The 17977-nt window shown below is 70.9% G+C and carries 16 protein-coding genes, 1 tRNA gene and 2 pseudogenes; 14 read left to right on the top strand and 5 right to left on the bottom strand.

Annotated elements, in window-relative coordinates:
• Positions 1-1339: pseudogene (locus tag ACFW2E_RS19700) on the bottom strand (tetratricopeptide repeat protein); the annotation flags it as partial.
• Positions 1336-3165 carry an HSP90 family protein gene (locus tag ACFW2E_RS19695; protein ID WP_384468051.1) on the bottom strand — a complete coding sequence of 610 codons (1830 nt, stop codon included), beginning with the start codon at positions 3163-3165 and terminating at the stop codon, positions 1336-1338. The gene ACFW2E_RS19695 and the pseudogene ACFW2E_RS19700, both read right to left, overlap by 4 nt.
• A 164-nt stretch (positions 3166-3329) precedes the next feature.
• Here ACFW2E_RS19695 and recG point away from each other — a divergent pair, with 164 nt between their 5' ends.
• From recG to mutM, 8 genes are all read left to right on the top strand, one after another.
• Positions 3330-5537 (top strand): ATP-dependent DNA helicase RecG, encoded by a 2208-nt coding sequence (recG, locus tag ACFW2E_RS19690; RefSeq protein ID WP_384468049.1) that lies wholly within the window; start codon positions 3330-3332, stop codon positions 5535-5537.
• Positions 5538-5585: 48 nt separating this feature from the next.
• The gene (gene rsmD / locus ACFW2E_RS19685; RefSeq protein WP_384468047.1) at positions 5586-6173 is read left to right on the top strand and encodes a 16S rRNA (guanine(966)-N(2))-methyltransferase RsmD; all 588 of its coding nucleotides are present in this window, start codon (positions 5586-5588) and stop codon (positions 6171-6173) included.
• A 26-nt stretch (positions 6174-6199) separates the two neighbouring features.
• Positions 6200-6679 carry a pantetheine-phosphate adenylyltransferase gene (gene coaD / locus ACFW2E_RS19680; RefSeq protein ID WP_384468053.1) on the top strand — a complete coding sequence of 160 codons (480 nt, stop codon included), beginning with the start codon at positions 6200-6202 and terminating at the stop codon, positions 6677-6679.
• Positions 6680-6807: 128 nt separating this feature from the next.
• Positions 6808-7908: a cell division initiation protein gene (locus ACFW2E_RS19675; RefSeq protein ID WP_384468046.1), complete on the top strand. Its 1101-nt coding sequence runs from the start codon at positions 6808-6810 to the stop codon at positions 7906-7908.
• A 165-nt stretch (positions 7909-8073) separates the two neighbouring features.
• On the top strand, positions 8074-8724 hold the full coding sequence (locus ACFW2E_RS19670) for a YceD family protein (RefSeq protein WP_384468044.1): 651 nt from the start codon (positions 8074-8076) through the stop codon (positions 8722-8724).
• A gap of 2 nt (positions 8725-8726) precedes the next feature.
• The gene (gene rpmF, locus ACFW2E_RS19665) at positions 8727-8900 is read left to right on the top strand and encodes a 50S ribosomal protein L32 (RefSeq protein WP_003951102.1); all 174 of its coding nucleotides are present in this window, start codon (positions 8727-8729) and stop codon (positions 8898-8900) included.
• 8 nt (positions 8901-8908) lie between these two features.
• Positions 8909-9748, top strand: coding sequence for a ribonuclease III (rnc, locus tag ACFW2E_RS19660; protein ID WP_384468041.1), 840 nt, complete (start codon positions 8909-8911; stop codon positions 9746-9748).
• A gap of 79 nt (positions 9749-9827) precedes the next feature.
• Positions 9828-10688, top strand: a complete 861-nt coding sequence (gene mutM, locus ACFW2E_RS19655; RefSeq protein WP_384468039.1) for a bifunctional DNA-formamidopyrimidine glycosylase/DNA-(apurinic or apyrimidinic site) lyase — start codon at positions 9828-9830, stop codon at positions 10686-10688.
• Here the strand turns inward: mutM and ACFW2E_RS19650 are convergent.
• Positions 10661-11062: a winged helix-turn-helix transcriptional regulator gene (locus tag ACFW2E_RS19650; RefSeq protein ID WP_384468037.1), complete on the bottom strand. Its 402-nt coding sequence runs from the start codon at positions 11060-11062 to the stop codon at positions 10661-10663. The genes mutM and ACFW2E_RS19650 overlap by 28 nt on opposite strands.
• A 108-nt stretch (positions 11063-11170) precedes the next feature.
• Here ACFW2E_RS19650 and ACFW2E_RS19645 point away from each other — a divergent pair, with 108 nt between their 5' ends.
• A complete protein-coding gene (locus tag ACFW2E_RS19645; RefSeq protein WP_384468035.1) occupies positions 11171-11755 on the top strand; it encodes a flavodoxin family protein in 585 nt (194 codons plus the stop codon).
• Positions 11756-12009: 254 nt separating this feature from the next.
• On the opposite strand, the pseudogene ACFW2E_RS19640 reads toward ACFW2E_RS19645, so the two are convergent.
• Positions 12010-12108: pseudogene (locus tag ACFW2E_RS19640) on the bottom strand (helix-turn-helix domain-containing protein); the annotation flags it as partial.
• Positions 12109-12547: 439 nt separating this feature from the next.
• On the opposite strand from ACFW2E_RS19640, the gene ACFW2E_RS19635 reads away from it, so the two are divergent.
• Positions 12548-12622, top strand: a tRNA-Trp gene (locus ACFW2E_RS19635).
• Positions 12623-12846: 224 nt separating this feature from the next.
• Entirely contained in the window at positions 12847-13815 is a 969-nt protein-coding gene (locus ACFW2E_RS19630) for a tyrosine-type recombinase/integrase (RefSeq protein WP_384468033.1), read from the top strand.
• 20 nt (positions 13816-13835) lie between these two features.
• Here ACFW2E_RS19630 and ACFW2E_RS19625 read toward each other — a convergent pair whose 3' ends face one another.
• Positions 13836-14957: a CAP domain-containing protein gene (locus tag ACFW2E_RS19625; protein WP_384468031.1), complete on the bottom strand. Its 1122-nt coding sequence runs from the start codon at positions 14955-14957 to the stop codon at positions 13836-13838.
• A gap of 168 nt (positions 14958-15125) precedes the next feature.
• On the opposite strand from ACFW2E_RS19625, the gene ACFW2E_RS19620 reads away from it, so the two are divergent.
• The 3 genes from ACFW2E_RS19620 to ACFW2E_RS19610 form a co-directional block, all read left to right on the top strand.
• A complete protein-coding gene (locus ACFW2E_RS19620; RefSeq protein WP_384468029.1) occupies positions 15126-15407 on the top strand; it encodes an acylphosphatase in 282 nt (93 codons plus the stop codon).
• Positions 15408-15789: 382 nt separating this feature from the next.
• Complete coding sequence (locus tag ACFW2E_RS19615; RefSeq protein WP_058922942.1) at positions 15790-15993, top strand: hypothetical protein; 204 nt, start codon at positions 15790-15792, stop codon at positions 15991-15993.
• Between the two features lie 244 nt (positions 15994-16237).
• A partial coding sequence (locus ACFW2E_RS19610; protein ID WP_384468027.1) for a chromosome segregation SMC family protein occupies positions 16238-17977 on the top strand: 1740 nt, incomplete at its 3' end.

Here is a 17977-nt window from a genome sequence, read left to right as displayed (position 1 = left end):
GAGACAGGTCCCGCGCGTCCAGCTCGACGCCGACGCCCTCGGCGGCCCGCGCGACCGCCGCCCACGCCTCGACGGCGTTCGGCCGGAGGGTGTCGGACAGCCGCCGGGCCTCGGCGATCAGCGCGGGCAGGTCCGGCTCAGCCGTGTCCGTGTCCGTGTCCGCGACCGTGACCGGGGCGGCCGGGGGCACCACCGGGGAGTGCGCCGCCCGCGCGGCGACCGTCCGCACCCCGAGCGGCAGCCGTTCCACCAGCGGCCGCTGCTCCATGCGCGCGCGTACCCGCTCGCCGATGTACGAGGTGCCGTTGCGGCGGTCGAACCGCGCGGCCAGGTCCAGAGCCTCCGCGCGCGCGTGGGCGGCGAGTTCCCGCGCCGTCCACACCCGCCCGGCCGGGCCCGGCACCCGCTGGTCGCCCAGCCCGAGCCCGGTCAGGCGGTCCATCAGCAGCGTCACCACGGCCATGAAGTCCAGCCGGCTGCGCGGCTGCCCGGTGTCCGTGAAGTACGCGGGCCGCTCCGCGAGCAGCTCCAGGCCGCGCGCCTCGTTGCCGGTGAGCGCGCAGAACTCCACGTGGTCCGCGTAGGCGCCGCGCATGCTCTCCATGGACCGCACCAGCCGGAAACCGCGCAGATGGTGGGCCCGGGCCTCGTCCGTGCGGCCCAGCCGCAGCAGCGGCGAAAGGGAGGACGCGAGGACGACGTGCGGCTCGTGGGCGCAGGTGTACTCACCCTCCAGGACCGGCCGCCACAGCTCCAGCGCCTCGGCGTCCCGTCCCCGCCTCACCTCCCAGCTGCCCTGTCCGTGCAGCTCGCAGGCGTGGCAGTCGGCCATCCGGTCGCGGTCGGCCGCCAGCCAGGCGTCGTAGGCTCGCCCGGCGCGGTCCAGGTCCCCGATGTGCGCGGCCACGCTGAACTCGGCGCTGCGCACGGCCCGCTCCGAGTGCCCGGCCAGCCGGTAGCGGTGCTCCATCTCACCGAGCCACTTCTCGATCGAGGTGAGCGGGATGTGCGGCTGGTCCAGCATCCCGGCCGACATCCACTTGAAGACCCAGTGCAGCGAATGCGCCTCGTACTCGTCGAAGTCCTCGGGCCGCTCGTCCCACATGCGCAGCAGCCGCGCGAACGGGACGAACATCTTGTCCTTCTCGGAGCTGTAGTTGTAGACCTTCAGCTGGTGTCCGAGCGCCTCGATCACGGCGAGCGGGATGTTCAGCCGCTCGGCGTCGGCGAGCAGCTGCTCCGCGCGCGCGTTACGGGCCGGACCCTCCGGCTGCTCGCCGTTCTCCGCCATCGCCCGGCGCAGCGCGTCGAAGTCGGTGATCCCGGTGTGTTCGGTCATCGGTGACCGTCCTCCCCGTGTGTGGCCCATTCCAGGAGGCCGATGAACGCGCGGTTCAGCAGTGCGGAGTCCGCGGGCCGCAGGGGGCGCTGCGCCATCAGCAGGGCCTGCCCGTACAGCGACTCCGTCGCGGTGCCGATCAGCTCCGGATCCATCAGCGAACCGATCCGCCGGATCAGCGGGTTGAGATGGTTGAGCACCAGACGCGCGCGGGGAGCGCTGCCGCGCAGCGAGCCGAGGATGCCCGCCCACAGGTCGTCGGCCTGCTCCTCGGCCTCGGCCCGCGCCGTCTCGTGCCGGGCCGCCCGGTCGTCCAGGTGCAGCGCGGGCACGGACAGCGGGTGGAAGGCGCGCAGGACGACATCGCAGCCCAGCGGGTCGAGCTTCGCCCGCGCGGCCGCCAGGAAGCCGGACAGCGCCAGTTCCTCGGCCGGGTCGACCGCGTCCAGATGGGCGGTCACGGTGTCCGCGTCCAGCTCGGCGACCACCGTCCCCGGGCGTACCGACGGCAGCGACTCGACCAGCTCGCTGTCGTAGGTGTAACCGCCGTTGATCACCCCGACGCCCTGCGCGGACGCGATCGGCGCGACCTGCCGGTACTCCTCGACGGTCCGTGTGAAGTGCACGACCGGGTGCCGCTGGGCGAACTCCTCCAGGGACAGCCGCCCGTCGGTGGTCTCGAAGGGTAGCCACGGCAGCATCGTGCGCAGCATCTCCGGGTCGTGCCGCGCCAGCGACTTCACGCCCAGGTGGTGCACCGACAGGAACGCGCCCAGCCGTTCCGGATCGCCCGCGGCCAGACCCGTCAGCCAGGAACGAATCCTTTCGCCGAGCGCCTCCCGTACGGCCGCGAGCGTCTCGTCCTCGTACAGCGACTCGCGCGAGGCCGTGGGCCGCAGACTGTCCGTGTCCAGGACGCAGCGCACGAAGAACGCCCAGTCCGGCAGCAGCTGTTCGGCCCGCTCGGTCAGCAGCATTCCCTTCAGGTGCACGCGGTGCGTCGCCCGCTGGGCCGGACTGACCGCCGACGGCAGCACGTACGCCACCCCGCGGATCCCGGCCAGCGGCACGTCGAGGTCGATCGAGTCCAGCGGGGTGAACCCGAACAGCTCGCGGCAGTGCCGGGCGAGGGCCACCCGGCGCATCGCGGGGGAGGGGTGGACGCGGTCCCAGGGCGCGGGGAGGTCGGTGACCGCCTCGTCGCCCACCCGCACCTCGTACGGCAGCAGCGACCCGAAGTCCCGCGCCAGCGCGAGCACACGCTCGGGCGAGAGCCACTCCGCGGCCCCGGCCCGGGCCACCAGGTGCACGGTGGTGCCCGGTTCGGTCCGGGCGTCGTCCGGCAGGGTCCGCACGGTGTAGGAGCCGTCGTCGCGTGCCGTCCATTCCACCGGCGGGGCCCCGGGGGTACGGGCGCTGCGGCTGACGACCCGGATCCGCTCCGCGACCACGAAACAGGCGAGCAGACCGATGCCGAACTGGCCCAGGAAGTCCGAGCGGGCCTCCTGCAGCCCTTCCGCGCGCTTGGAGCTGCGGCCGATGGTCGCCAGCAGGCTGTGCACGTCGGACTCGGTGAGCCCGACGCCGGTGTCCTCCACCCGCAGGACACCGCCCTCGGCGTGGAGCCGCACCCGGGCCGGGGCCCCGGGCTCCTCGCCCCGCCGGGCGGTGATGGCGTCCACGGCGTTCTGCAGCAGTTCGCGCAGATAGACCTTGGGGCTGGAGTAGAGGTGATGGGACAGCAGGTCCACCAGACCGCGCAGGTCGACCTGGAACGTATGAGGTGACTGGGATGCCTGGGATGACTGTGAGGTCTGGGAGTCCATCGTCGCAGCGCCGGTGGGGGGAGGTGCGTCGGCGCGGGGTCGGGCGGTCCCTGGTGGGGCGGTGACCGCGGGATGGCCGGAGCGGGCCATCCTAGAGCCCGAACAGCCCGCCTGACCAGGGGTTTCCCGACACGTATACGGCAATGTCAGTGGTGTGGTGTGCAATGGATCTCGTGCCCGCACTGGAAGAACCACTGAAACAGCCGCTGAAGTCAGTGCTCGGCCCCGCCACCGCGAAGGTGATGGCCGAGCATCTCGGCCTGCATTCCGTCGGCGACCTCCTGCACCACTACCCGCGCAGATACGAGGAGCGCGGCCAGCTCACCCACCTCGCCGACCTCCCCATGGACGAGCACGTCACGGTGGTCGCCCAGGTCGCCGACGCCCGTCTGCACAGCTTCGCCTCGTCCAAGGCGCCGCGCGGCAAGGGGCAGCGGCTGGAGGTCACCATCACGGACGGCAGCGGCCGTATCCAACTGGTCTTCTTCGGCAACGGCGTTCACAAGCCCCACAAGGAGCTCCTGCCGGGCACGCGCGCGATGTTCGCGGGCAAGGTCTCCGTGTTCAACCGGCGCCTCCAACTGGCTCATCCGGCGTACGAATTGCTGAAGGGGGACTCCGAAGGGGCGGTGGAGACCTGGGCCGGAGCCCTCATCCCCATCTACCCGGCGACCGCCAAACTGGAGTCCTGGAAGATCGGCAAGGCGGTCCAGACGGTGCTCCCCAGCGCCCAGGAGGCCCTCGACCCCCTGCCCGACTCGCTCCGCGAGGGCCGGGGCCTGGTCTCGCTCCCCGAGGCATTGCTCAAGATCCACCGCCCCCACACCAAGGCGGACATCGCCGACGCCCGCGCCCGGCTCAAGTGGGACGAGGCCTTCGTCCTGCAGGTCGCCCTCGCCCGCCGCCGGCACGCCGACGCCCAGCTGCCCGCGGTACCCCGCAGGCCCAGGAGCGACGGCCTGCTCACCGCCTTCGACGACCGCCTCCCGTTCACGCTCACCGAGGGCCAGCAGAAGGTCTCCAAGGAGATCTTCGACGACCTGGGCACCGAGCACCCGATGCACCGGCTGCTGCAGGGGGAGGTCGGATCGGGAAAGACATTGGTCGCCCTGCGCGCCATGCTCGCCGTCGTCGACGCCGGCGGGCAGGCCGCCATGCTCGCGCCCACCGAGGTGCTCGCCCAGCAGCACCACCGGTCGGTCGTGGAGATGATGGGCGAGCTGGCCGAGGGCGGGATGCTGGGCGGGGCCGAGCACGCCACCAAGGTGGTGCTGCTGACCGGGTCGATGGGGGCGGCCGCGCGACGGCAGGCGCTGCTCGATCTCGTGACCGGGGAGGCCGGGATCGTGATCGGCACACACGCGCTGATCGAGGACAAGGTGCAGTTCCACGACCTGGGGCTCGTGGTGGTCGACGAGCAGCACCGGTTCGGGGTCGAGCAGCGGGACGCCCTGCGCGGCAAGGGCAAGCAGCCTCCGCATCTGCTGGTCATGACGGCCACGCCGATTCCGCGCACGGTGGCCATGACCGTCTTCGGCGACCTGGAGACCTCGGTCCTCGACCAGCTCCCGGCCGGCCGCTCACCCATCGCCAGCCATGTCGTCCCGGCCGCCGACAAGCCGCACTTCCTGGCCCGCGCGTGGGAGCGGGTGCGCGAAGAGGTGGCGAAGGGGCACCAGGCGTACGTCGTCTGCCCGCGCATCGGGGACGAGGACGTGGACCCGAAGAAGAATTCCCCCGAGGACGACGCGGAGAAGCGGCCGCCGCTCGCCGTCCTCGACGTGGCCGACCAGCTCGCCAAGGGCCCGCTCGCGGGCCTGAGGGTGGAGGTGCTGCACGGCCGTATGCACCCGGACGACAAGGACGCCGTCATGCGCCGCTTCGCGGCCGGGGAGACCGACGTCCTGGTCGCCACGACCGTGATCGAGGTCGGCGTGAACGTCCCGAACGCCACCGCGATGGTGATCATGGACGCCGACCGCTTCGGCGTCTCCCAGCTCCACCAGCTGCGCGGCCGCGTCGGCCGCGGTTCCGCCGCCGGCCTCTGCCTCCTGGTCACCGAGATGCCGGAGGCCGGCGCGGCCCGCCGGCGGCTCGACGCGGTCGCCTCCACCCTCGACGGCTTCGAGCTCTCCCGCATCGACCTGGAACAGCGCCGCGAGGGCGACGTCCTCGGCCAGGCCCAGTCCGGGGCCCGCACCTCCCTGAGGGTCCTCGCCGTCATCGAGGACGAGGAGGTCATCGCCGAGGCCCGCGAGGAGGCGGCGGCCGTCGTGGCCGCCGACCCGGACCTGGAGCGGCTGCCCGGACTGCGCACGGCCCTGGACGCCCTGCTGGACGAGGAGAGGGAGCAGTACCTGGACAAGGGCTGACAGACTGGGAACGGCCACCACCCGAACACACCGACAAGGACCCAGGACATGACCCGCGTGATCGCCGGCCGGGCCGGTGGACGCCGTCTGGCCGTTCCGCCGGGCAACGGCACCCGCCCCACCTCCGACCGCGCGCGCGAAGGTCTCTTCTCCACCTGGCAGTCCCTGCTGGGCGGCCCCCTCGACGGCGAGCGCGTCCTCGACCTGTACGCCGGCTCCGGCGCCGTCGGCCTGGAGGCGCTGTCCCGCGGCGCCGGTCACACCCTGCTCGTCGAGGCGGACGCCCGCGCCGCCCGCACGGTCCGCGAGAACGTACGGACGCTGGGCCTCCCCGGTGCCGAGGTCAGGGCGGGCAAAGCGGAACAGATCGTCAGGACAGCGGCACCCGCGGAGCCGTACGACATCGTCTTCCTCGATCCGCCGTACGCCGTCACGGACGACGATCTTCGCGAGATTCTGCTCACACTCCGCACGGAGGGGTGGCTCGCGGAGGAAGCCCTCGTCACCGTGGAGCGCAGCACCAGAGGCGGAGAATTCCACTGGCCGGACGGCTTCGAAGCGCTCCGGTCCCGTCGCTACGGCGAGGGAACGTTTTGGTACGGTCGCGCCGCCTCTACGTGCGAAGACGCACGATGACCGGACTGGAGAGCGAGGGATCTCAAGTGCGCCGCGCCGTCTGTCCCGGGTCGTTCGACCCCATCACCAACGGACACCTCGACATCATTTCCCGCGCCTCCCGTCTGTACGACGAGGTCTATGTCGCGGTCATGATCAACAAGGCCAAGAAGGGCCTGTTCGGGATCGACGAGCGGATCGACCTGATCCGCCAGGTCACCGCCGAGTACGGGAACGTGCGGGTCGAGGCCTTCCACGGCCTCCTCGTGGACTTCTGCAAGCAGCGCGAGATCCCCGCGATCGTCAAGGGTCTGCGCGCCGTCAGCGACTTCGACTACGAACTGCAGATGGCCCAGATGAACAACGGCCTCTCGGGTGTCGAGACCCTCTTCGTGCCCACCAACCCCACCTACAGCTTCCTGTCGTCCTCCCTGGTCAAGGAGGTCGCGACCTGGGGCGGCGACGTCTCCCACCTGGTCCCGCCGGTGGTCCTCGGGGCCCTCACCGAGCGACTGAAGCAGGACTGAGGCCGCACGGCGGGCCCTGGCCGGCGCCCGGAACCTGACAACCCGTCACCCGGTGTCGGTCGGCCGCCCCATGGCCGTACAGTCGTCCCGTCCGTCTCCAACACAGCTGTAGAGAGTGGCGAGCACAGGTGGACGTGCAGAAGAAGCTCGACGAGATCGTGGCCGTGGTCTCCGGCGCCCGGGCCATGCCCATGTCGGCGTCGTGCGTGGTCAACCGCGCCGACCTGCTCGCGATGCTCGAAGAGGTGCGCCAGGCCCTGCCCGGCTCCCTCGCGCAGGCCCAGGAGCTGATCGGCGACCGCGAGCAGATGGTCGAGCAGGCCCGCCAGGAGGCCGAGCGGATCATCGAGAGCGCGCACGCCGAGCGCGGCTCGCTGATCTCCGGCACCGAGGTCGCCCGCCGCTCCCAGAGCGAGGCCGACCGGATCCTGGCCGAGGCCCGCGGCGAGGCCGAGGAGGTCCGCGCGGAGGCCGACGACTACGTCGACTCCAAGCTCGCCAACTTCGAGGTCGTCCTCACCAAGACCCTCGGCTCGGTCGGCCGCGGCCGCGAGAAGCTCCTCGGCACCGGCCCCGGCCTCGACGAACAGGGCTACGAGGACGAGGACGCCCCCGAGCGCAGCCACGACCCGGAGACCCTGCGCCGCGACGCGGACGCGTACGTCGACGCCAAGCTGGGCGCCTTCGAGGCGGTCCTCGCCAAGACCCTGGAAGCCGTCGGCCGCGGCCGCCAGAAGCTGCACGGGCGCATCGCCACCGACGACCTCGGCGCGCTCGCCGACGACAACTCGTCGTTCCAGCACTCCAGCGACGCCGACTACCTGGCCGACCTCGCGGCCCTCGCCGAGCAGGACGCCCCGGCCGAGCAGCCCGCCGTGCCGCAGCAGCCCGCCGTTCCGCCGCAGTACGAACCGCAGCCGGCCTACGGCTATCAGCAGCAGGACGTCTACGGCGGCTACCAGCAGCAGGAGTACGCCCAGCAGGACCCGTACGGCTACCAGCAGGCGGATCCCTACGCCTACCAGGGCTACGACGGCGGGCAGGCGGGCTACGACCAGCACCAGATGCCGAACCAGGCCCAGCAGGCCCAGCAGGCCCAGCAGGCCCAGCAGGGCCAGCAGGGCCACCAGGGCCACCAGGGCTACGCCCTCGACGAGACCAGCCTCTTCGACACCAGCATGATCACGCCCGAGCAGCTGCGGGCGTACGAGCGGGAGCGCGGCCTCTAGACGGCCCGCGGAACGCCCGCGCGGACCGGGGGCACCCACCCGGATTGGGCCGAGAGCGAAAGGTCCAGTATCCTGGCTCTTCGGTCGCGCGTACGTCCGTGATCAGCGCTGCCCGGCGATACCGGAGGGCGGCGTCCCTCTGAGCTCAGAAGATCGAAAGCAGGAATGGCCTCTAACGCCCGCCTCGACCACCGCAACCCCCTCGTGTTCGACACGCACGAGCTGGGAAGGCGTCCTGGTGCGCTGCAGCGGCTGTCCCGCACGATCGACGCTCCCAAGGACCTCGGTATCCAGGGAGTCGTCGGAGTGCCGGAAGGCGCCCCGGTGGAGCTCGAACTCCGACTCGAGTCGGTCATGGAAGGTGTGCTCGTCACAGGCACCGCCCGTGCACAGGCCGAGGGGGAGTGCGTAAGGTGTCTGGAGCCGCTCGAGCTGGATCTCGAAGCGGACTTCCAGGAGATGTTCTCGTACCCTGACGCCGACGACCGGGGCCGTGTGAAGACGGAACCGGCCGACGACGCCGAGGAAGACGAGGACAGGCTCTTTCTCGAGGACGGCCTGTTCGACCTCGAACCCGTGCTGCGCGATGCGGTGGTGCTCGCACTGCCGATGCAGCCGGTGTGCCAGGAAGACTGCCCAGGTCTGTGCTCCGAGTGCGGGGCGCGGCTGGCGGACGACCCGGACCACCACCACGACGCCGTCGACATCCGTTGGGCGGCTTTGCAGGGACTCGCCGGTTCCATGAAGGACGGCGAGAAGGACGAGATGAGCGGCGCTGACGCGGAAGCGGGCGTCGACGAGAAGCAGGAGAAGTAGCCGTGGCTGTTCCGAAGCGGAAGATGTCGCGCAGCAACACGCGCCACCGCCGGTCGCAGTGGAAGGCTGCGGTCCCCACCCTGGTTGCGTGCGAGCGCTGCCACGAGCCCAAGCAGCAGCACATCGCGTGCCCGTCTTGCGGCACCTACAACAAGCGCCAGGTCCTCGAAGTCTGAGCGGCCAGGTGAGAGGCACTGTGTCCAGTCCCAAGAAGGGCGAAGAGCCCAAGGCGGACCCGTCCGCCAAGAAGAAGGCGGACAGCACGGCCTCGTCCCACACGCTTCTGGAAGGGCGGCTCGGCTACAAGCTCGAGTCCGCCCTTCTGGTGCGTGCACTGACCCACCGTTCCTACGCGTACGAGAACGGCGGTCTGCCGACGAACGAGCGGCTGGAGTTCCTCGGTGACTCCGTCCTCGGTCTCGTCGTCACGGACACGCTGTACCGCACCCACCCCGACCTGCCGGAGGGCCAGCTGGCCAAGCTCCGGGCCGCGGTGGTGAACTCGCGTGCGCTCGCGGAGGTGGGCCGCGGTCTCGACCTGGGTTCCTTCATCCGGCTCGGCCGCGGTGAAGAGGGCACGGGCGGCCGGGACAAGGCGTCCATCCTCGCCGACACCCTGGAAGCGGTGATCGGCGCGGTCTATCTCGACCAGGGCCTCGACTCGGCGTCCGAGCTGGTGCACCGGCTCTTCGACCCGCTGATCGAGAAGTCCTCGAACCTCGGAGCCGGCCTGGACTGGAAGACCAGTCTCCAGGAGCTCACCGCGACCGAAGGGCTCGGCGTCCCCGAGTACCTGGTCACGGAGACCGGCCCCGACCACGAGAAGACCTTCACTGCTGCCGCCCGCGTCGGAGGCGTCTCGTACGGCACCGGCACCGGCCGCAGCAAGAAGGAGGCGGAGCAGCAGGCCGCCGAGTCCGCCTGGCGGTCCATCCGGGCCGCGGCGGACGAGCGGGCCAAGGCGGCCAGGGCGGCGAAGGCGGCCGCCGAGGGCGACCCCGACCCGTCGTCCGCCTCCGCCTGACGAACAGCGCACCCGAGCGCCCGTCCCCTGCCCGGGGGTGGGCGCTCGGGTCATCACACGGTCCTTCACGGGGGTCCCCATGCCCGAGCTGCCCGAGGTAGAGGTCGTACGGCGCGGTCTGGAGCGGTGGGTCGCCCATCGCACCGTCGCCGACGCCGAGGTGCTGCACCCGCGCGCCGTACGCCGTCACACCGCCGGCGCCGACGACTTCGCGCACCGCATCGAGGGCCATCGCGTCGGCACCCCGAGCCGCCGCGGCAAGTACCTGTGGCTGCCGCTGGAGGACACGGACCAGTCCGTCCTGGCACACCTCGGCATGAGCGGCCAGTTGCTGGTCCAGCCGCACGCGGCGCCGGACGAGAAGCACCTGCGCATCCGTATCCGCTTCGCCGACGAGGTCGACACCGAACTCCGCTTCGTCGACCAGCGCACCTTCGGCGGCCTGTCGTTGCACGACAACACCCCCGACGGGCTCCCCGACGTCATCGCGCACATCGCCCGTGATCCCCTCGATCCGCTGTTCGACGACGAGGCCTTCCACCAGGCACTGCGCCGCAAGCGGACCACCATCAAACGGGCGCTGCTGGACCAGTCGCTGATCAGCGGGGTCGGCAACATCTACGCGGACGAGGCCCTCTGGCGCGCCCGTGTCCACTACGAGCGCCCGACGGCGAACTTCACCCGCCCGCGCACCGCCGAACTTCTCGGTCATGTGAGGGACGTGATGAACGCGGCCCTCGCCGTGGGCGGCACCAGCTTCGACAGCCTGTACGTCAACGTCAACGGCGAGTCGGGCTACTTCGACCGGTCACTGGACGCGTACGGCCGGGAGGGCCTGCCCTGCAGGCGCTGTGCCACGCCGATGCGGCGCCGCCCGTGGATGAACCGGTCCAGCTACTTCTGCCCCACGTGTCAGAGGGCACCGCGCGTCTCGTCGTAACGCACGCGTGCCGCCAGCACGTCGTCCATCCGGCCCTCCACGAAGTGGATGAGGCTCAGGAGACGCTCGGCCACCTCGCGGCCCAGCGGGGTGAGTTCGTAGTCCACGCGCGGCGGGTTGGTCGGCTGCGCCTCGCGGTGCACCAGACCGTCGCGCTCCAGTGCGTGCAGGGTCTGGGACAGCATCTTCTCGCTCACACCGTCGACTCGGCGGCGCAGCTCGTTGAAGCGCAGGGAACCCTCGTACAGCGCGCCGAGCGTGAGCCCGCCCCAGCGGCCCGTGACGTGCTCCAGCGTGCCGCGTGACGGGCAGGCCTTGGCGAACACGTTGTACGGGAGGTCCTGCTCCTCCGTGCACTCCTGGGTGCTGTTCATGTCTCCAGCGTACTCGAGCGCAGCGCTGAGTGGCAGGTTGCACTAACCATAAGTTAGTGCTTTCCTGTGGTCATTGTTTCTGAGCTGCCCATTCGAGGAGCACACATCATGACCACCCCTGTCGTCGCCATTGCCTACCACTCCGGCTACGGCCACACCGCCGTTCTCGCCGAGGCCGTCCGCGCCGGAGCGGTCGACGCCGGTGCCGAGGTGCACCTGGTCAAGGTCGACGAGATCAACGACGAGCAGTGGGCGGCCCTCGACGCCGCCGACGCGATCGTCTTCGGCTCACCCACCTACATGGGCACGGCGTCCGGTGCCTTCCACGTCTTCGCGGAGGCGTCCTCGAGCCGCTGGTCCGGGCAGGACTGGAAGGACAAGCTGGCCGCCGGCTTCACCAACTCGGGCTCCAAGAGCGGCGACAAGCTGCACACCCTGCAGTTCTTCCAGATCCTCGCCGCCCAGCACGGTATGAACTGGGTCAACCTGGGCCTGCACCCGGGCTGGAACAACAGCGCGGGCTCCGAGCACGACCTCAACCGCCTCGGCGTGTTCGCGGGCGCGGCCGCCCAGACCAACGTCGACGAGGGTCCCGAGGGCGTGCACAAGGCGGACGTGGCGACGGCCGAGCACCTGGGCCGCCGGGTCGCGGAGACGGCGAGGGTGTTCCTCCAGGGACGCGCGGCCGCCTGAGCGACCGCCGGCACCGGGTTCGGCGGCCGAGGGGGCGACGGGCCGGGTTTCCGGCCCGTGGCCGTGCGACGCCTCAACGCCGCGACCAGCGACCTGGCTCTCGACGATGTCCGGCGTCGATCGTCATCCGTGGCACCCGTGATCAGCAACCCGGTGTCACAGGGATCGTCCGCGTGCACCAGCCGGTCGGCGAGACGGCGGGTGTGCCCGAGGTGTGCCGGCACGGCGTCCTCGCCCATGGCCTCTGGCATGCCGTTGCGGCGTATCTCCCGGCTGATCGTGGACGGGCTGCGGCCCAGCTCGGCGGCTATCAGCCGGATGGACGCCTTCTCACGCAGCCGGTCGGCGATGTGGATGCGATCGGTCTCGCGCAGGTATCGCGACGAGCCGCGGGGCGGGATCGGCCGGCGGATTGGCGGCGCGGCTGATGTGTTTCCCGTGGCCTGGCGGCCGTTCCGCCATCGCTTGCCGGTCCGCTGGTTGACACCGACGATCCGGCAGGCCTCCATGCTGCTGACGCCTGGTCCACGAGCCGGAAGTATTCCGCCCGCTCATGGACCAGGGCTTTGCGGCCTTGAGACTCCCCCCGGTTCTCCCGGATCTTGAAGTCCATCGCATCCCCTTAACTGGGGTGTTGCAACGACCACTGGAACGGAAAGTAAATCGGTCGGGGGCCGTTTTGCGGGCTGTCTGTCAATCACCGCGGTTCCCCGTCAGTTCCTGTCCGATCGGGCACGGCAGGGGCACGGGCCCTTTGACAGCAGCGGGAGTCCGTAGGATGACGGACGGGGCGGAGCCGTAGCGCAGAGGTCGTCGCGCGCGGTCTCCAAAATCGCGAGGACGCCGGTTCGAATCCGGCCGGTTCTGCCTTCCCGCCCGTCCCATTTGGCGTGTCTGCCGTGCGGTACCAGGTGCTCGATCCGGGCTTCATCTGCGCGGTCACGCTACAGCGGGCCTTTCACACTCCCACCTCAACCCACCACTCACCCAAGCTTCCATCCCGTCCGCCTTCGACCCACACACCGTGGAGCGGGCGTGGTTCAGGGCGTCAAGGTGGAGCGCGCCACAGTGCGAACGACGCCACAGAGTGGATGGCCACGCAGATCACGGACCCCCTGACCCGTGAGTCCGTGGAGAGTCGCCTGCGGCTGCACGCGATTCCGTACCTGGGTACGCGGCCGTTGGCGTCGTTCACGCCGTCACACCTGAGGCTCTGGCTGCGGACCCTGGAGGACCGTGGGCTATCCGCCGGGTACAGGCGCGGCATCTTCGCCCACGTCTCCAAGGTCTTCACCGCTGCGGTAGAGGACCGGTTCATCCGTGCCGACCCGTGCAGCGCTCGGTCCGTGCGGGCACCGCGCCTGGAGCCTCGTAAGGCCAAGCCGTGGCCTGCCGAACGAATCATGGCCGTGCGCTCGGCGCTGCCGGACCGCTACCAGGCCCTCGTCAACGTCGCGGCCGGGTGCGGTCTGCGTCAGGGTGAGGTCTTCGGCCTGGCCGTGGAAGACGTGGACTTCCTCGGGGGAGTGGTGCACGTCGTACGGCAGCTCAAGCTACTGAGACTGTCCCGGCCGGTGTTCGCACCGCCGAAGGGCGGCAAGGAGCGTGAGGTTCCTCTACCTGAGTCCACCGACTTCGCGCTGGCCGGTCACCTCAAGCGCCACCCGGCGGCCAGGTTCACGCTGCCGTGGAGGACACTCGACGGTCCGCCCGTCACGGCATCGCTGATTTTCACCAGCCCCATGGGGCCGCCGCTGGATCGGAACCGCTTCAACGACCGCGCATGGCGCCCGGCACTTCGGGCGGCGGGTGCCGAGACTGGGCGGGGCAACGGCATGCACGCGCTGCGGCACTTCTGCGCCTCGCTGCTGCTGGATGCGGGGGAGAGCATCGAGGCTCTCAGCGAGTACCTGGGCCACCATGACCCCGGCTTCAGGCTGCGGACGTACACGCACCTGATGCCGTCCAGCGGGCCCCGGACCCGGGCCGCCGTGGATCGCCTCTTCGCAGACGACGAACCTACGGGGGACGGCCCGGACACGGCCCAGGAGGGTGCTTAGGTCTCTGACCTGCGGTTATCTCAGTAGCCGAAGTCCTGCGTCCACCAAGGGCCGTCGGCCCCGAAGTGCACTCCCACGCCCAGCGTCTTGAAGTCGCAGTTCAGTATGTTGGCCCGGTGCCCGGGGCTGTTCATCCAGGCCTCCATGACCGCCGCGGCGTCGGCCTGACCCCGCGCTATGTTCTCGCCACCGAGGCCCGATATGCCGGCCTTCGCCGCCCGGTCCCACGGGGTCGCCCCGTCCGGGTCGGTGTGGTCGAAGAAGCCCCGCGCGGCCATGTCGTCACTGAAGGCCGAGGCCAGCGCGGTCAGCGAGCTGTTCGCGGACACCGCGCTGCAGCCCACCTTCGCCCGCTCCTCGTTGACGAGCTTCAGCACCTGGGCCTCGGCCGCGGCCGCCGTGGAGACCGTCGCCGGGGCCGAGCTGCGGGCCGGCGCCTTCGGAGCCTTCTTCGTCGGTTCGGTCTTCGGCTTCTTCGACGGTGTGGCCGGAGCCTTCGGCTCCTTGGAGTGCGTCTTCGCCGGCGCGGGGGCCGAGGAGGCCGGGGCGGACGGCGCCGGCGAGACCGAGCGGTCGCTGTTCCGGCTCGTCGAGGCGTCCCCGGAGCCACCGGCCCGGCCGTCGGCGGCGCTGCCGGAGGTGCCGCCCTGTTCGGCGGCCGTGTTGCCGGGCGAGCCCGCGGCCTGCACGTTGTCACCGCCACTGGTGCTTGTGGTGCCGCCGAGCTTGAAGTTGTCGAGGCCCGGCACCACGCCCGTGGCCACGGTGACCGTACCGATGGCGACGGCGGCGGAGACCCCGAGCAGGCCGGTGCGCACGGGCGTGGCGGCCTTCTTCTTCCGGCGCCTGTGCCCGCCGCCGGACGAGCCGCCCGCCGGAGTGAACCCCCCGGCGGGGAAGGCGGTCGTCTCCGTGACCCGTCCGTACTCGTCGTCCGTCGAGTACAGGTACGCCGAGCTCCGCGCGTTGGCCTCGGCGTAGGCCTCCGGGTTCAGATACGGCGCGATGCCCATCGCTGCGGGACGGCCCGCGTACGAGTCCCGCGGGTCCTGGCTCCCTGTGAACGAGCCGTACGCTTCCGTGACCCCCGTGGCGCGGCCCGTGGCGGCGCGGCCGGCGGCGGAGCGTCGGTGGCGTCCCATGTCCTTGCCTTCCTCGTCTCGCGGGCCAACCCCCCCGTGCGATCTTGTGGGGCAACCCAACTCACTCGATCGAGTGAGTTTCATATGAGATTCATTGGGTGGGGACGGTACCGCATGGCGACTGGGGAGGAAGTGCCTCGAGGGACATTGGCCGGTTAGGTTGCAGCCATGAGCGAGGATGTGCGATTGGTCGCCTGGGTGCGGGGCCGTGTCCAAGGTGTGGGTTTCCGCTGGTTCACGCGCGCCAAGGCGCTGGAGATCGGCGGCCTGAGTGGTTTTGCTCTCAATCTGGGCGACGGACGGGTCCAGGTGGTCGCCGAGGGGTCGCGCGAAGGGTGCGAGGGGCTCCTCGACTGGCTGCAGGGCGACGACACGCCCGGACTCGTCGACGGTGTCACCGAGATCTGGGACACACCCCGCGGCGGGTACGACGGCTTCGCCATCCGCTGACCCCATCGTGTAAAGCCCCGCAGGCCACAGCGGAGGGGCATGCCACTGGCAGGTGCCCGGAGCGGAAATCACCTGGTGGTTGCCAAGAACCGCTCGTCGTGGCAGGCTCCGCAGAGTACGTCTGATCGCTACGCCCCGAGGGCCCCGCAGGACTCGCAGCGCCGCCGCTTCCGGCCGCGCACGCCCGGGTTGCCCACCAATACGGGGCGTGATCGTGTTGACCGTCAAACTTTTTGGTGAGACGCTGAAAGCCCCGCGCACCTTAGCTGTTTGGCATGTAGCAACGGCAGAGCAACACTCGAGTATGTCAAGCACCGCGGGTGCGAATCCCTCACGACCCACACCGCTTCGGTCGGTCACTCAGTGTGGAGGACCATCCATCATGGCAAAGGCGCTTCTCGGTTACGTCGGCGGCTCCGACCCTCGACTCCTCGCCGAGATGCGACGGCTCCAGCAGCGCGTACAGGACCTGGAATCCGAGCTCGTACGAATCCAGGCGGAGAACGACGCGCTGACGGCTGCCGCTTCTCACGACAGGATCATGGAGAGCATCGACGCACACCAGGCGGAGCCTGCGCTCACCTGATCGCTGCATCGCTCCACGACAGCACATGCAGTGGTTGGGCTGCCCGTATCAACCGCTAAGTTGTCAGAGTTGCAAGGGACGCTTCGGCGTCCCTTCTTTCTTGCCCCCGTCTCCGTCTTTACCTGCCCCCGCGCATCCTTTCACCCTCTTTAACGTCTGATGTGCCCTGCATGTTCATGGGCGAAACCGCCAGGTTGCGAGGGTTCGTGGAGTGAGATAGCGGCGGAAGGTAGAGTCCAGCGCCGTGCACCTCAAGGCCCTGACCCTCCGCGGCTTCAAGTCGTTCGCCTCGGCGACCACGCTCCGGTTCGAGCCGGGGATCACGTGCGTCGTGGGGCCGAACGGCTCGGGCAAGTCCAATGTCGTGGACGCGCTCAGCTGGGTCATGGGCGAACAGGGCGCCAAGTCGCTGCGCGGCGGGAAGATGGAGGACGTCATCTTCGCCGGCACCACCGGCCGCCCGCCGCTGGGCCGCGCCGAGGTGTCGCTGACCATCGACAACTCCGACGGGGCGCTCCCGATCGAGTACGCCGAGGTCACCATCACGCGGATCATGTTCCGCAACGGCGGCAGCGAGTACCAGATCAACGGCGACACCTGCCGTCTGCTCGACATCCAGGACCTCCTCTCCGACTCAGGCATCGGCCGCGAGATGCACGTCATCGTCGGCCAGGGTCAGCTCGACTCCGTCCTGCACGCCGACCCCATGGGCCGTCGCGCCTTCATCGAGGAGGCGGCCGGCGTCCTCAAGCACCGCAAGCGCAAGGAGAAGGCGCTGCGGAAACTGGACGCGATGCAGGCCAACCTCGCGCGCGTGCAGGACCTGACCGACGAGCTGCGCCGCCAGCTGAAGCCACTGGGCCGGCAGGCTGCGGTCGCCCGCCGGGCCGCCGTGATCCAGGCGGACCTGCGCGACGCCCGGCTGCGCCTGCTGGCCGACGACCTCGTACGGCTCCGGGAGGCGCTGAAGGCCGAGGTCGCCGACGAGGCCGCGCTGAAGGAGCGCAAGGAGGCCGCCGAACAGGAGCTGAGGAAGGCGCTGCAGCGCGAGGCGCTGCTGGAGGACGAGGTGCGGCAGCTCACGCCGCGCCTCCAGCGGGCCCAGCAGACCTGGTACGAGCTCTCCCAGCTCGCCGAACGCGTCCGCGGCACGATCTCGCTGGCCGACGCCCGGGTGAAGAGCGCCACCTCCGTGCCCGCCGAGGAGCGTCGCGGCCGCGACCCCGAGGACATGGAGCGCGAGGCCGCCCGCATCCGCGAGCAGGAGGCCGAGCTGGAGGCCGCCCTGGAAGCGGCCCAGCGGGCGCTCGACGACACGGTCGCCCACCGGGCGGAGCTGGAACGCGAACTGGCGGTCGAGGAACGGCGCCTCAAGGATGTCGCCCGTGCCATCGCCGACCGCCGCGAGGGCCTGGCCCGGCTGAACGGGCAGGTCAACGCCGCCCGTTCGCGCGCCGCGTCCGCCCAGTCCGAGATCGACCGGCTGGCCGCGGCCCGGGACGAGGCCCAGGAGCGGGCCGTCACCGCCCAGGAGGAGTACGAGGCACTGAAGGCCGAGGTCGACGGCCTCGACGCCGACGACGTGGAGCTCGCCGACCGGCACGAGGAGGCGAAGCGGCAGCTGGCGGCGGCCGAGTCCGCCCTCACCGCTGCCCGGGAGGCGGCCACCGCGGCGGAGCGCGAACGAGCGGCGACGCAGGCCCGCCACGAGGCCCTGGCCCTCGGGCTGCGCCGCAAGGACGGCACCGGCGCGGTGCTCGCGGCCAAGGACCGGCTCGCCGGACTGCTCGGCCCGGCCGCCGGACTCCTCACCGTGACGCCCGGTCACGAGGCCGCCCTGGCCACCGCCTTCGGCGCCGCCGCCGACGCCCTCGCCGTCCCCTCCCCGGCGGCCGCCGCCGACGCCATCCGCCTGCGGCGCCAGCACGAAGCCGGCCGGGCCGCCCTGCGGCGCGCCGGCGGCGCCGACCACGTACCCGACCCG

The organism is Streptomyces sp. NPDC058964 (genome assembly GCF_042741275.1).
Lineage (GTDB): Bacteria > Actinomycetota > Actinomycetes > Streptomycetales > Streptomycetaceae > Streptomyces.
This window is presented reverse-complemented; position numbering and strand designations above follow the sequence as displayed.